We start from the raw sequence: 15,381 nt of genomic DNA, 5'->3' as shown, positions 1-15,381 counted from the left end.
GCGCCAACCCCCAGGACTCCACCAACCGGAACAACGCCACCTCAAACGCAAACAACGACGACTGCGCCCACACCGTCTCGTTCAACCGATCACCACCCCCCGCAACCACCTCCCGCACCGGATACTCAAGATGCCGATCCAGCTCCCCACACACCTCATCAAACGCCGCCGCAAACACCGGAAACGCCCCACCAAGCCCCTCACCCATACCCACCCGCTGCGACCCCTGCCCCGCAAACAAGAACCCCGACAGACCCTCCCGCACACTCCCCGACACCACACCCGCACCCAACTCCCCCACCGCCAGGTCAGCGAAGGAGTGCGCGGCCTCGGTGGTCGCCGAGGCGAGCACCACAGCGCGGTGCGCGAGGGTGGCACGGGTGGTGCCGAGGGAGTGGCCCAGGTCGGCCACGGAGGTGTCGGCGTTCGTCGGCTGCCGCAGGTGGTCGGCGAGGCGTTCGGCCTGGGCGCGCAGTGCTGCGGCGTCGCGTCCGCTCAGCGGCAGCGGCACGACGGGCAGGGGCAGCGGCGCGTGCGCCAGTCGGTCGTCCGTGGTGTCGGCGGCCATCGGCGCCTGCTCGACGATCAGGTGTGCGTTGGTACCGCTGACTCCGAAGGAGGAGACACCGGCTCGGCGCGGCCGTCCGCCGTCGGCGGTCGCCCACTCCCGTGCTTCGGCGAGCAGTTCGACGCCGCCCGTCGTCCAGTCCACCTGCGTGGAGGGGGCGGTGACATGGAGGGACCGGGGCAGTCGACCTGCCCGCATGGCCATGACCATCTTGATGACGCCGGCCACGCCGGCCGCCGCCTGGGTGTGTCCCAGGTTGGACTTCACGGATCCCAGCCAGAGCGGCCGTTCCGCGTCGCGCCCCTGGCCGTAGGTCGCCAGCAGCGCTTCCGCTTCGATGGGGTCGCCGAGGGTCGTGCCGGTGCCGTGGGCCTCCACGGCGTCCACGTCGGTCGCCGCCAGACCGGCCCGGTCGAGTGCGGCGCGGATCACGCGCTCCTGGGCCGGGCCGCTCGGCGCGGTGAGGCCGTTGGAGGCGCCGTCCTGGTTGACCGCGCTGCCGCGGATCACCGCGAGGACGCGGTGCCCGTTGCGCCGGGCGTCGGAGAGCCGCTCCAGGACGAGCAGACCGGCGCCCTCGGCCCAGCCGGTGCCGTCAGCGGAGTCGGAGAAGGACTTGCACCGTCCGTCAGGCGCCAGGCCGCGCTGGCGGCTGAAGGCGATGAAGGGGGACGGTGAGGACATGACCATCACGCCGCCGGCCAGGGCGAGGTCGCAGTTCCGGCGCAGCAGGGACTCGGCTGCCAAGTGGATGGCGACCAGCGAGGAGGAGCAGGCCGTGTCCACCGTCAGTGCGGGGCCCTCCAGGCCAAGCGCGTAGGAGATCCGGCCGGAGATCACGGCACCGGCGTTGCCGGTGGCGAGGTAGCGGTCGATGTGCTCGGTCCCGGAGCCCAGCGCGACGTGGTCGTGGTAGTCCTGGCCGCCGCTGCCGACGAAGACGCCGACGGGTTCGCCCCGCATGCGGTCGGGGGCGATGCCGGTCCGCTCGAACGCCTCCCAGGCCAGTTCGAGCATCAGGCGCTGCTGGGGGTCCGTGGCCAGTGCCTCACGGGGCGGGATACCGAAGAGGCCGGCGTCGAAGTGGGTCGCGCCCCGGACGAAGCCGCCCTCGTTGACGTAGCTGGTGCCGGGCCGGTCGGGGTCGGCGTCGTAGAGGGCGGCGTTGTCCCAGCCCCGGTCGTCCGGGAAGGGTCCGATGGCGTCGGTTCCGCTGTCGACCAGACGCCACAGGTCCTCGGGCGTCTCCACTCCGCCGGGGTAGCGGCAGCTCATGGCCACGACGGCGACGGGCTCGCGGCTCTCCTCCTCGACGTCCCGCAGTCGCTGCTGGGTCTGGTGCAGCTCCCCGGTGACGCGCTTGAGGTAGCTGAGCAGCTTGTCTTCGTTCGCCATCTTCAGACTCCGAACTCTCTGTCGATGAAGTCGAAGACGGCGTCGGCATCCGCCTCTTCGAGTTCGTCCGCGATGGCCGTGCCGTTGTCCTGGGCGCCGGCCTCGTGCAGCTTGGTGGTGAGCGCGTGGAGCCGGGCGGTGACGCCCGCGCGCTCGATGTCGTCGGGGGAAAGGCCGGCGAGTCCGACTTCGAGGCGTTCCAGCGCTTCGAGTACGGGCGGGCGCCGGTCGTCGTCCAGCAGCTCGGTCCGCAGGTGGGCGGCGAGCGCCTGCGGCGAGGCGTGGCTGAAGACGGCGGTCGGGGGGAGCCGCAGCCCGGTGTCCCGGTTGAGGCGGTTGCGCAGGTCCACTGCAGTCGCGGACTCGAAGCCGAGGTCCTTGAAGGACCGGCGGGGTTCGATCTCCGTCGCGTCGTCGTGGCCGAGCAGCACGGCGGCGTGGTCGCGCACCAGCCCGAGCAGGGTGCGGTGCTGTTCCGGCGCCGTCATGCCCGCGAGCCGCCGGCTGAGGCCGTTCCTGGCCTCCTGCCCGGTGTCGGCTCCGGTGCCGGCGCGGTCGGTGGTGTCGGCGTCGTCCGCGGGGCGGGCGTCCGGGAGGTCGCGCAGCAGGGGGCGGGGGCGGGTCAGGGTGTAGACGGGGGTGAAGCGGGTCCAGTCGATGTCGGCGACGACCAGGTGTCCGTCGGCGCCGGGGTTCGCGGTGGTGAGCAGCCAGGCGTCGAGGGCGCGGTGGGGTTCCATGGGGTTGAGACCCATGGAACGGAGGTAGTCCCTGGCGGTCTCGTCGACCATGCCGCCGCCGGCCCAGGAGCCCCAGGCGACGGAGGCGGCGGCCAGCCCGCGGGCGCGGCGACGCTCGGCGACGGCTTCCACTCGGGCGTTGGCAGCGGCGTACGCGGCGTGGCCCGCGGTGCCCCAGACGGCGGCGCCGGACGAGAAGAGCACGAAGGCGTCCAGGTCCTGGTCGCACAGCAGTGCGTCGAGGTGTTCGGCGCCGGCGACCTTGGCTCGCCCGACGGCGGCGAAGGCGTCGACGGTGAGGTCGGGGAGGGCGGTCGGCTCGCCCAGTTCGCCGGCCGCGTGGATGACGGTGGTGAGGGGCCGGTCGGCCGGGACGGTTCCGAGTACGCGGGCGAGCTCCCGGCGGTCGGTGACGTCGCACGCCTCGATGGCGACAGTGGCCCCCGATGCGGCGAGTTCGGCGGCGAGTTCCTCCGCCCCCGGTGCCGCTGCACCCCGGCGGCTGGTGAGGATCAGGTGGCTGGTGCCTCCGGCGGCGAGGCGCCGTGCGAGGTGGGAGCCGAGGGCTCCGGTGCCGCCGGTGATCAGTACCGTGCCGTGCCGCGCCGCTCGTTCGTCGCGTCGCGGGCCGGGCGTGGCGGTGGCCGGGGCGCGGGTCAGGCGGCGGGCCAGGATGCCGCTGGGCCGCACGGCGGCCTGATCCTCGTGGTCGAGTCCGGCCAGCACCGTGCACAGCCGGTCCAGCGCGCGGCTGTCGGGCTCGGGCGGGAGGTCGACGGTGCCGCCCCAGCTCTCGGGCTGGTCGAGGGCGAGAACGGTGCCGATTCCCCAGACCGCCGCCTGGGTGGGGTCGGCGGGCAGCTGGGAGCGGCCGGTGGTGACCGCCCCGCTGGTGACGCACCACAGCGGTGCGCCGATCGCCGCGTCGGCGAGGGCCTGCACCGCGCGAAGGGTGGCGGCCGTTCCGCGAGTGAGCGTGGAATGTTCGGGGTGCGGCTCCCGGTCCAGGGCGAGCAGGGAGAGAACCCCGGACGGGCCTTCCCCGGCGGTCGCGGACCGCTCGGCGATCAGGTCCGCGAGTGCGGTCCGGTCCTGGTCCCCGACCTCCACGCGCACGACGTGGGCGCCCCGCGCGGTCAGTGCCGTGGTGACGGCGTCGGGATCGACGGCGAGCTGTGCGGACGAGAGGCCGGCGGGGGTCAGGAGCAGCCAGTGGCCGCTGAGCCGGGAGGCCCGGGCGGGCTCGGCAACGGCGTTCCAGGTGACCCGGTAGCGCCAGGAGTTCGCGGTGGCGGCGTCCTCCTCCCGGCGGCGCCAGGTGGCCAGGGCGGGGACCACGCTCTCCAGGGCCGCGGGGTCCAGTCCCAGTGCGCCGGAGAGTCCGTCCAGGTCGGCTTCGTCGACGAGCGCCCAGAAGGCGGAGTCCGCACCTCGCGCGCCGCCCTGCGCGGCGGCCGGGCCGGTGGGGCTGCCGCTGTCCCAGTACCGCCGGCGCTGGAAGGCGTAGGTGGGCAGCTCGACGGGTTCCGCCGCGGGTGCCGCGGCCGTCCCGTCCGGGGAGACGCCCCGGACGTGCAGCTCCGCGAGCGAGGTGAGGAAGCGGCGGCGTCCGCCGTCGTCCCGGCGCAGCGTGCCGACCACCACGGTGGCCGGTCCCGCCTCACCGGCGGGAGCGTCATCGGCGCCGGTCGGGTCGGCCGCTTCCGGGTCGGCCTCGGGGTCGAGGATCTGCTGGAGGCTCAGCCCCAGGACCGGATGGGGGCTGATCTCGACGAAGGCGGTGTGTCCCTGCTCTGTCAGCGACGCGACGGCACGCCCGAACTCGACGGTCCGTCGGAGGTTGCCGAACCAGTAGTCGGCGGTCAGCTCGCCGTCCCTGATCCAGTCGCCGGTGACGGAGGACAGCATGGGCACGGCGAGCGGGCCGGGGCGGAGCGGCGCGAGGTCGGCGAGGAGCCGGTCCCGGAGTTCCTCGATCTGCGGGGAGTGCGAGGCGTAGTCCACGGCGACCCGTTTGCAGCGTGCTCCCTCCTTACCGAGGCGGTCGGCGAGTTCGTCCAGGGCGGCGTTCTCACCCGCGACGACGACGGTGCCGCCGCCGTTGTCCACGGCGAGCGAGAGCCGTCCGGACCACTCGGCCAGCCGGGGGCGGACGGTGTCGGCGGGCAGGCCGACGGAGAGCATGCCGCCCTTGCCCGCCAGGGTGGCGTGGATCGCCCGGCTGCGGAGGGCGACGACGCGCGCGCCGTCCCGGAGGGACAGGCCACCGGCCACGCAGGCGGCGGCGATCTCGCCCTGGGAGTGGCCGACGACCGCGTCCGGTTCGATGCCGCGGGACCGCCAGAGCGCCGCGAGGGAGACCATCACCGCCCACAGCGCCGGCTGCACGACGTCGACGCGTTCCAGCGAGGGGGCGTCCGCCGCTCCGGTGAGGACCCCGGTCAGCGACCAGTCGGTGAACTCGCCGAGGGCGTCGGCACAGTCTCGGACGCTGTCGGCGAACACCGATTCAGCGGCGAGGAGTTCGGTGGCCATGGCGGGCCACTGGGATCCCTGGCCCGGGAACACGAAGACGTTACGGCCCCGCACGTCGGCGCGCCCGGTCACCACGCGGTCCGTGGGGCTGCCGGTGACGAGGTCGTCCAGCGCGGTGCGGAGACCGTCGAGGTCGTCACCGACGCAGACGGCGCGGTACTCGAAAGCGGTGCGGGTGGTAGCCAGAGCGTGGGCCACGGCCTGCGGCTGCCGGTCCGGGCCGGCGTCGAGGTGGGCGCGCAGCCGTTCCGCCTGGGCGGGCAGGGCAGCCGCGGTAGCTGCCGAGAGCGGCCAGGCGTACGGCCCGGCCGCTTGCGGGGAGGGCTGGTGCGCCGGGGTGTGCGCCGCGGCGGGGTCCGGCTCGGCTGTTTCCAGGATCAGGTGGGCGTTGGTACCGCTGTACCCGAAGGAGGACACGGCAGCCCGGCGCGGCCGGCCGGCGACGTCCGGCCAGGGCTCGGCCTCGGTCAGCAGCCGCAGTCGGCCGGCGTCCCAGTCGACCTCGGAGGAGGGCTCGTCGATGTGCAGGGTTCGCGGGGCGGTGCCCCGGGTGGCGGCGAGGATCATCTTGATGACGCCCGCGACCCCCGCGGCGGCCTGTGGGTGTCCGATGTTGGATTTCACCGACCCGAGCAGCAACGGACGGTCCGCGGGGCGCCCCTGGCCGTAGGTGGCGAGCAGCGCCTGGGCCTCGATGGGGTCGCCGAGAGTGGTGCCGGTGCCGTGCGCCTCCACCACGTCGATGTCGGCCGGGGTGAGACCGGCCTGGCTGAGCGCGCTGCGGATGACCCGTACCTGGGCGGGGCCGTTGGGCGCGGTCTGTCCGTTCGACGCGCCGTCCTGGTTGACCGCCGATCCACGGATGACGGCGAGCACCGGATGGCCGTTACGGCGGGCGTCGGAGAGCCGTTCCAACAGCAGCAGGCCGGCGCCCTCGGACCAACCAGTGCCATTGGCGGTGGCGGAGAACGACCGGCAGCGGCCGTCCTCGGACAGCCCGCGCTGACGGCTGAAGTGCACGAACATGTCGGGGGTGGCCATGACCGCGGCGCCACCGGCCAGCGCGAGGGAGCACTCCCGCTGGCGGAGCGACTGGCAAGCGAGGTGCAGGGCTACCAGCGACGAGGAGCAGGCGGTGTCGAGCGTGACCGCCGGGCCCTCCAGACCGAAGCGGTACGCGACGTGCCCCGAGGCGAGGCTGCCGCCCGGGCTGCCGCCCCCGTAGTCGTGGTACATCAGCCCGACGAAGGTTCCGGTCGCGGAGCCCTTGAGCGAGGCGGGTCGGATCCGTGCCCGCTCCAACGTCTCCCAGGCCAGCTCCAGCAGCAGCCGTTCCTGCGGGTCGGCGCGGCCCGCCTCGCGGGGCGAGATCCCGAAGAAGCCGGCGTCGAAGTCGCCCGCGTCGTAGAGGAACCCGCCGTTGCGTACGTAAGTCGTTCCTTCCCGGCCGGGCTCGGGGTCGTAGATGCCGTCCAGGTCCCAGCCCCGGTCGGCGGGGAACTCCCCGATCGCGTCGCGGCCCTCGTCGATCAGCTGCCACAGCTCGTCGGGGGAGGTGACCCCGCCGGGGTAGCGGCAGCCCATGGCCACCACGGCGATGGGTTCGCAGCTCCGGTCCTCGACCTCCCGCAGTCGGCGCTTCGCCTCGTGCAGATCGGCAGTGGCGCGCCTGAGGTAGTCGCGCAGCCGGTCATCGTTGGTCATGGCCCTCGCCCCTTTCCGGTGCGCTCAAGTTGTCGAGTGCCGCGAAGAGTTCGTCGTCGGTGGCGGTGTCGAAGCTCTGCGCCTCGCCGTCGGGGGCGGCCGGGTCCCCGGCGCTCCTGCGCCAGCTGCCCAGCAGGGCCTCCAGCCGGGCGGTGATCTCCGCGTGGTGCTCCGCCTCCGGCGTGGTGGCGGAGGCCAGGGCCGACTCCAGGTGGGCGAGGCCCGCGAGCGCGGCGGCGGTCGCGCCCCGCACCGGGTCGAGCTGCGAGCGGAGGTGCTGCGCCAGGGCTGCCGGGGTGGGATGGTCGAACACCAGGGTGGCGGGCAGCTGCAGCCCGGTGGCGGCGCCGAGGGCGTTCCGCAGTTCGACGGCGGTCAGGGAGTCGAAGCCCATCTCCTGGAAGGCACGGCCCGGATCGACGGAGGCGGCGGAACCGTGACCGAGAACGGCCGCGACGTGTCGACCCACCAGCTCGGTCAGCAGCTTCTCCTGGTCCTCCGGCCCCAGGCCGGCGAGGCGCTCGGCCAACTGCCCGGCGGCTTCCTCGCCCGCGGTCGTGGTGTCGGCAGTGGACGGTCGGCGCGGGGCGGCGGGGGCGAAGGCGCGCAGCACGGGCGGGAGCCCCCCTGCCGCGGCGCGGGCGCGTAGCGCGGACCGGTCCAGTCGCAGCGGGACGAGGGCGGGCTCCGGCGAGCGGAGGCCCGCGTCGAAGAGCGCGAGCGCCTCGTCCACGGGAATCGGCGGTGTCCCCTGGCGCCGCAACCGCGCCACGTCGGCCTCGCCGAGCTCCCCGCCGAGGCCGGTCCTCTCGTCCCACAGCCCCCAGGCCAGCGACGTGGCCGGCAGGCCCGCCTCGTGGCGGTGGGCGGCGAGCGCGTCCAGGAAGAGGTTCCCCGCGGCGTAGGCGGGCTGGCCGGCGGCCAGCGCGGTGCCGGCGGCCGAGGAGAACAGCACGAACGCGGTCAGTGCCCGGTGCTTGGTCAGCTCGTGCAGGTGCCAGGCGGCGTCCACCTTGGGGCGCAGCACCTCAGCCATCCGTTCGGGTGTGAGCCCGTTCACGGAGCCGCCGTCGGCGGTGCCGGCGGCGTGGATCACGGCGCTCAGCGGGGCGTCCTGCGGGATGCCCGCCAGCAGCTCCACCAGCGCCTCGGGGTCGGCGGCGTCACAGGCGGCCAGGGTGATCTCCGCGCCGAGAGCGCCGAGTTCGTCGCGCAGACCGGTCGCCCCCGGGGCGTCCGCGCCGCGGCGGCTCACCAGCAGCAGCCGCCGGGCCCCGTGAACGGTGACCAGATGGCGGGCGAGGGCCCGTCCCAGGCCGCCGGTACCGCCGGTGATCAGTACGGTGCCGGGAAAGCGCCCCGTCTCGTCACCGGAGGCGGGCACCGGCTCGGCGCGGGTGAGTCGTGGCACGTACGGAACGCCCTCGCGGAGGGCGAGTTCCGGCTCTGCCGTGGCGAGCGCCTCCGGCAGCGCGCGGGCCGAGGCGTCCGTGCCGTCGGTGTCGACGAGGACGAAGCGCTCCGGGTGCTCCGCCTGAGCGGCCCGCAGCAGGCCCCAGAGCGGGGCGCTCGCCGGGTCGATCGGTGAGCCCGCTCCGGTCGCGCGGGTGGTGAGCACCACGAGACGGGTGTGGGCGAGGCGGCCCTCGGCGAGCCAGCCCTTGACGTCCGTCAGCATCCGCTCTGCCACCGTGTGGGCGGCCCGGGGGAGGTCCCCGGGAGCGGCCTGCGGCACCAGGAGCACGGTGCCCGGGGCGGGCGTGTCCGCCGTGAGGGAGCCGATGAACGAGGCGAGGTCGGGGTGGCAGGTTTCCGCACGGGCCCGCAGCGGCTCCGGCCCGGGGCCGGCCAGGACCCAACGGAAGTCGGGCCCAGCGGAGGTCACGGTGGGGTCGAGGGCCGGTGAGGCGGGAGCTCCGGGGAGAGGCTGCCATTCCAGGCGGTGCAGGGCGTGGGCCCGTGCCCCGGCACCCAGCTGCTCCGGGGTGACGGGTCGGACCGCGAGGGAGTCCACCGTGAGCACCGGCCTGCCCGTCGCATCGGAGAGAGCGAGAGTGATCGCCCCCGGTCCCGCCGGAGCAATCCTCACCCGTACCGCCGCCGCCCCGGTGACGGAGAGCGTGACGCCGTTCCAGGAGAACGGCAGGAGCGTCTCGCCGCCCTCGTCGAGCAGCGTGGCGTGCAGCGCGGTGTCCAGCAGCGCCGGGTGGATCCCGTACCGGCCGGCCTCGTCCCTGTCGGCCAGTGCGACCTCGGCGTGGAGGACATCGCCGTCCTGCCAGACCGCCCGAAGTCCCTGGAAGGCGGGTCCGTAGTGGTAGCCGCGCCCGGCGAGGGCGGTGTAGGCGTCGCCCAACGGGAGGGCGACCGCTCCGGGCGGGGGCCACGGGGCATCGGCCGGGCCGTCGGGTGTGGTTCCCGCGCGGGCCGTCGCCAGGACGCCGGTCGCGTGGCGGGTCCACGCGTGTGCGGAGTCGTCCTCGCCACTGTCACGGGTGTGGACGGTGACCGGCCGCCTGTCTGCGTGCGAGCCGTCGGGACGCGCGGGTCCGACGACCACGCGCAGGGCCAGATCGCCGTGCTCCGGGACGGTCAGCGGCGCCTCGATCGTCAGCTCCTCCAGCACCGGGAGCTCCGCCTCGGCACCGGCCACCAAAGCCAACTCGACCAACCCGGTACCGGGCATCAACACCTGGTCGTGGACGATGTGGTCGGCAAGCCACCGAACGTTCCGCCGCGAGATCCGCCCGGTGAGGGTGAGCGCCCCCGTCTCCGGGTCGGTCACCGACCCCGCTACCAGGGGATGGTCAACGACGCTCAGCCCCAGGGCGGTCGCATCACCGCCCCGGTCCGGCGCGAGCCAGTAGGCGTGACGCTGGAAGGGGTAGGTGGGGAGGTCGACGTGAGTGGGGGTCCGCGGGGCGAGGAGCTGTGTCCAGTCGGGTGACCAGCCGTCGACGTGGAGCGCCGCCATGGCGGCCATCAACGCGGTCGTCTCGTCGTGCTCCCGGTGGCTCGCGGCGACGACTGTCCCCTCGACACTGCCGGCTACCAGGCCGGTGAGGGTGGTGTCGGGTCCGATCTCCAGGAACCGCGTCACCCCCTGCACCTGCGCGGCGGTGACCGCGTCGGCGAACCGCACCGACTCCCGCACCTGACGCACCCAGTACTCCGACCCGAACACCGACTCCGACTCACCGGTCAGCGTCGAGATCAACGGCAGCTTCGCCGGCTTGTGCTCCACCCCCTCCAGCACCCGCCGGAACTCCGCCAGCATCGGCTCCATCAACGACGAGTGGAACGCATGCGACACCCGCAACCGGCTCTTCCGCCAGGCCTTGTCCTCGCAGACCGACTCCACTGCGGCGACCGCCTCAACCGTCCCCGACACCACAACCGATGCAGGCCCATTGACCGCAGCAACACCGGCGCCCTCGATGCCGGAAAGAACAGCCGCGACATCCGCCTCGGCAGCGGCGACCGCGAGCATCGCCCCACCCTGCGGCAACGCCTGCATCAACCGGCCACGCGCAGCCACCACCGCACACGCATCCGCCAGACTCCACACCCCCGCAACATGCGCAGCCGCCAACTCACCAATCGAATGACCCACCAACACACCCGGAGTAAGACCCCAGGACTCCACCAACCGGAACAACGCCACCTCAAACGCAAACAACGACGACTGCGCCCACACCGTCTCGTTCAACCGCTCACCACCCCCCGCAACCACCTCACCAACCGAGCCCCCAAGATGCCGATCCAGCTCCCCACACACCTCATCAAACGCAGCCGCAAACACCGGAAACGCCCCACCAAGCCCCTCACCCATACCCACCCGCTGCGACCCCTGCCCCGCAAACAAGAATCCCGCAGCGCCCTCACCACGAGCCACACCGGTCACCACACCACCGGCCGACTCACCATCCGCCACCGCCAGCAACCCGGTCAGCAACTCCGCGCGTGTGCGGCCGGTGACGACGGCGCGGTGCTCGAAAGATGAGCGGCTGACGACGGTGGAGTACGCCACGTCCGCGAAGTCCAGGTCGGGATCGTCGTCGATGAGCTCCAGCAGGCGCTCCGCCTGCACGGAGAGCGCCTCACGGGTACGCGCCGAGATGAACCAGGGCACGGCGGTGCCGCGCTCGGCTCCGCGCCGCTCGCCCGTCGCCGTGCCTGTGTCGCCCGCCTCCGCGGCTACCGGCTCACCCTGCTCGATGATCAGGTGCGCGTTGGTACCGCTCACGCCGAAGGACGAGACGCCTGCGCGGCGCGGACGGTCACCGTCCGGTTCGGGCCAGTCCCGGCTCTCGGTCAGCAGCGCCAGCTGCCCCGTGGACCAGTCGATGTGCTCCGAGGGCTCGCTGACGTGCAGCGACTCCGGCAACTCTCCCTTGGACATGGCCATCACCATCTTGATGACGCCTGCCGCACCCGCAGCAGCCTGGGTGTGGCCGATGTTCGACTTCACCGAACCCAGCCACAACGGCCGTGCCGCGTCGCGGCCCTTCCCATAGGTGGCGAGCAGTGCCTGCGCCTCGACCGGGTCACCCAGCGTCGTACCCGTGCCGTGGGCCTCGACGGCGTCGACGTCGGTCGTCGCCAGACCCGCCTGGGCCAGCGCCGCTCGGATGACCCGTTGCTGGGCGGGCCCGCTGGGCGCGGTCAGCCCGTTCGACGTGCCGTCCTGGTTGACCGCGCTCCCCCGGATCACCGCCAGCACCCGGTGCCCGTTGCGCCGTGCGTCCGACAGCCGCTCCAGGACCAGGACCCCGGCCCCCTCGGCCCACGCGGTGCCGTCCGCAGATCCCGAGAACGGCTTGCATCGACCGTCGGCCGCCAGGCCGCGCTGGCGGCTGAACTCGACGAAGGTCTCCGGCGTCGCCATCACGGTGACACCGCCGGCCAGCGCGAGCGAGCTCTCACCTGAGCGCAGGGAGGTCGCCGCCAGGTGCATCGCCACCAGGGAGGAGGAGCAGGCGGTGTCGACACTGACGGCCGGGCCCTCCAACCCGAGGGTGTAGGCGATGCGACCGGTCGCGATGGCGCCCGTGCTGTTGTTGCCCACGTAGTCGTGGTACTGCACGCCCGCGAAGACACCGGCCTGGGTGCCACGGAGGGTGTGCGGATTGATCCCGGCGCGTTCCAGTGCCTCCCACGAGGTCTCCAGCAACAGGCGGTGCTGCGGGTCGATGGTGGCTGCTTCCTTGGGCGGGACACCGAAGAATCCGGGGTCGAACTGCCCCGCGTCGTGCAGGAAGCCGCCCTCCCGCACATAGCTGGTACCCGGCCGCTCCCCCGTCGCGTCGTACAACGCCTCCAGGTCCCAGCCACGGTCGTCCGGGAACGCGGTTATCGCGTCGCCGCCTTCGGCGAGGAGTTCCCAGAGGCCCTCGGGGGAGGTGACGCCGCCGGGGAACCGGCAGGCCATGCCGACGATCGCGATCGGCTCGTCGAGCGGGCCCGTGACCGCCCGTGGCGCCGGCCGGTGCTGCGGTGTGCCGGTGAGGCTCTCCAGCAGGTGGTCGGTGAGGGCGTGCGCGGAGGGATAGTCGAAAGCGAGCGTCGCGGACAACCGCTGCCCCGTCTCCGCGCTCAACCCATTCCGCAACTCGATCGCGCTGAGCGAATCGAAACCCAACTCGTGGAAACCACGACCCGGCTCGATCGCAGCCCCGGAACCATGCCCCAGAACCCGCGCGACCTGCTCCCGCACCACATCCAGAACCACCGAACGACGACCCACCTCATCCAACCCCGCCAAACGTCCCACCCAACCACCCACAACACCCGCACCCTCCACATCATGAACACTCCGGCGAGACACCCGCGTCGCCAACCCACGGAAAGCAGCAGGCAGACCCCCGTGCCAGACCCGCACCGCCTCTCGATCGACCTTCACGCCCAACACCACCGCCTCGTCCCGCACCCGCAACGCCGCATCGAACAACGCCAACCCCTCCACCCCACTCAACGGCAACACACCAGACCGCCCGATCCGCGCACGATCCACCACACCCAACCCACCCGCCATACCCCCACCAACACCCACATCCCACGGACCCCACACCACCGACACACCCGGCAACCCCTCACCACGCCGCAACACCGCCAACGCATCCAACGACGCATTCGCCGCCGCATAACTCCCCTGACCCGCCGCACCCAACGACCCAGACACCGACGAGAACAACACAAACGCCCCCAACCCCAAACCACGCGTGCACTCATGCAGATTCCACGCACCCACCACCTTCGGCAACAACACCCCATCCACCCGCTCACCCGACAACTCCGTCACCACACCGTCATCCAGAACACCCGCCGCATGCACCACACCAACCAACCCACCCTCACCAGAAACCCACTCCACCAACCGCTCCACACCACCCCGATCAGCCACATCACAACTCACCGGAACACCCACCGCACCCAACCCCGCCAACTCCTCAACCAACCCCGCCACCACCGACGAACCCTCAGCACCCCGACTCACCAAAACCACCCGACCCACACCATGCGCCACCACCAAATGACGCGCCACCAACCCACCCAACACACCCGACGCACCCGTCACCAACCACGTCCCCGACAACCCCGAACCCCCACCGACACCCCCACCAGCAACAGCGCCCTCTCCGACACCACCCGCCGACACCACAGCCGGCAACACCGACACCGACGGCACCGACAACACACCCCCGACCAAACGCGCCTCCACCTCACCAGCCGCCAACACCTCACCCACCGCACCCAACAACCGCCCCAACCCCTCCACCGTCCCCGGATCAGCACCCCCATCCCGATCCAACAGAACAAACCGCCCCGGATGCTCCGCAGCCGCCGAACGCACCAACCCCCACACCGCACCACCCACCGGATCCCCCACCGCACCCGACGTCACCACCACCAACACCGAACCCACCGCACCCTCATCACCCAACCAACGCCCCAACACCCCAACCAAACCCCCCACATCAACCACCGGAGGCAGGGCCGCACCGTTCGGCGTCACCCGCGACCCACCGGCGGGCGCCATCGGCGCCCAACCCATCCGATACAGCGGCAGGGCCGACGCAGGCGCCGCCGCGAGTTCGGCAACCGGCCGGAAGACCACCCGCTCAACAGACGCCACCGGCTCACCATCGGCATCGGCGATCAGCGCGGAGTAACCATCCGCACCATCAGGAGAGAACCGAACCCGCAACGTCCTCGCACCCGTCGCAAACAGAGAAACCCCGGACCAGACGAAGGGCAGCGCCGCCGGCGTGTCCGATCCCTCGTCGGCATTGCGGGCGGTCGTCAGCGCCTGGGTGGCAGCGTCGAGGGCGGCAGGGTGCAACCCGTAGCGGTGCGCGTCGGCAGCCACCTTCTCGGGGAGACGAACCTCGGCGAGGACGTCCTCCCCCAACCGCCACACAGCAGCAAGCCCCTGGAACGCAGGCCCGTACTCCAAGCCCCCCGCCGCCAGTTGTGCGGGCAGCTGCGCCAGCGAAACCGGCTGGGCGTCCCGAGGCGGCCAGGCTCGGAGGGCGTCATCCGGGTCTCTCCGCGCGGGCGTCGGCGTCAGGAGACCGGTGGCGTGGAGTGTCCACTCCACGTCGGCGTCATCGGGCCGCGCGTAGACGCTGAGGCTGCGGCCACCGCTGGTGTCCGCGGGCCCGACGAGCGTCTGGAGCCGCACGGATCCGTTCTCCGGCAGCTGTAGCGGGGCGTGCAGCACCAGTTCACCGATCCGCCCGCAGCCGGCGTGGTCACCGGCGCGAACCGCCAGCTCGACGAACGCGGTTCCTGGCAGCGTGAGTTCGCCGTGCACGACATGGTCGGCCAGCCACGGCTGAGCACGCAGCGACAGCCGGCCGGTGAGAACCACACCCCCGGAATCCGCCAGTACCGTCTGGGCGCCGAGGAACGGGTGATCAGCAGCCTCCAGGCCCAATCCCGCAACCCCCGCCGAGGCGACGCCTCCCTCCAACCAGTACCGCTCCCGCTGGAAGGCGTAGGTGGGAAGCGGCGTCTGCCGAGCTCCGAAGCCCTCGAACAACGCCGACCAGTCGACGTCGATGCCACTGACGAATGCCTGGCCCACGGCGTGCAGCACGGCCCGCAGTTCATCCGTTTCCCGGTGACCGGTAGGGATGGCGAGGGTGTCCGGGCCTGCGCTCTGTTGGGCGAGGGCGGTGAGGGTGGTGTCGGGTCCGATCTCCAGGAACCGCGTCACCCCCTGCACCTGCCCGGCGGCGACGGCATCGGCGAACCGCACCGACTCACGCACCTGACGCACCCAGTACTCCGCCCCGAACACCGACTCCGACTCACCGGTCAGCGTCGAGATCAACGGCAACCTCGCCGGCCTGTGCTCCACCCCCTCCAGCACCCGCCGGAACTCCGCCAGCATCGGCTCCATCAACGACGAGTGGAACGCATGCGACACCCGCA

At 72.6% G+C, this 15,381-nt stretch carries 3 protein-coding genes and 1 pseudogene; all 4 read right to left on the bottom strand.

Annotated elements, in window-relative coordinates:
* A partial coding sequence (locus HCJ92_RS14835; protein WP_420824714.1) for a type I polyketide synthase occupies nucleotides 1-1,945 on the bottom strand: 1,945 nt, incomplete at its 3' end.
* A gap of 20 nt (nucleotides 1,946-1,965) precedes the next feature.
* The gene (locus HCJ92_RS14830; RefSeq protein WP_167934061.1) at nucleotides 1,966-6,942 is read right to left on the bottom strand and encodes a type I polyketide synthase; all 4,977 of its coding nucleotides are present in this window, start codon (nucleotides 6,940-6,942) and stop codon (nucleotides 1,966-1,968) included.
* Complete coding sequence (locus tag HCJ92_RS14825; RefSeq protein WP_420824713.1) at nucleotides 6,929-13,981, bottom strand: type I polyketide synthase; 7,053 nt, start codon at nucleotides 13,979-13,981, stop codon at nucleotides 6,929-6,931. The genes HCJ92_RS14830 and HCJ92_RS14825 overlap by 14 nt, the downstream gene beginning before the upstream one ends.
* A gap of 57 nt (nucleotides 13,982-14,038) precedes the next feature.
* Nucleotides 14,039-15,340, bottom strand: a pseudogene (locus tag HCJ92_RS25825) (polyketide synthase dehydratase domain-containing protein); the annotation flags it as partial.
* Nucleotides 15,341-15,381: the final 41 nt, after the last annotated feature.

This window comes from Streptomyces spiramenti (assembly GCF_012034385.1).
Lineage (GTDB): Bacteria > Actinomycetota > Actinomycetes > Streptomycetales > Streptomycetaceae > Streptomyces > Streptomyces spiramenti.
This window is presented reverse-complemented; position numbering and strand designations above follow the sequence as displayed.

Bases quoted from the DNA above. Each gene is read 5' to 3' on its own strand.
- HCJ92_RS14825 (WP_420824713.1), bottom strand. From the start codon at position 13,981: ATGGCGCCCGCCGGTGGGTCGCGGGTGACGCCGAACGGTGCGGCCCTG.
- HCJ92_RS14830 (WP_167934061.1), bottom strand. From the start codon at position 6,942: ATGACCAACGATGACCGGCTGCGCGACTACCTCAGGCGCGCCACTGCC.